We start from the raw sequence: 203 nt of genomic DNA, 5'->3' as shown, positions 1-203 counted from the left end.
CTGCTGACCGAGTTCGGCATCGTGGTGGCCAACAGCGATGCGGCCCTGCGCCGGGTGCTGGCCGACCTGGAGGCCTACGAACTGCCCGGCGAGTTCCGCGAACTGCTGCGCGACCTGGCCGCCCCCTGGGCGCAGGTGCGCGAGCGCCTCGAGGCATGCGATGCCCGCATCGACGCCCACGCGCGAGACGATGCGCGTTGCAT

The 203-nt window shown here is 71.9% G+C and carries 1 pseudogene; it reads left to right on the top strand.

Annotated features, from left to right (window positions below):
• Nucleotides 1–203: pseudogene (locus C693_RS20895) on the top strand (IS110 family transposase); the annotation flags it as partial.

Origin of the sequence: Dyella ginsengisoli LA-4, assembly GCF_000334915.1 — a bacterium.
GTDB classification, from domain to species: Bacteria; Pseudomonadota; Gammaproteobacteria; order Xanthomonadales; family Rhodanobacteraceae; genus Dyella_A; species Dyella_A ginsengisoli_A.
The sequence above is the reverse complement of the archived record's forward strand: the minus strand, read 5'-3'. Positions and strand labels throughout refer to the sequence as shown.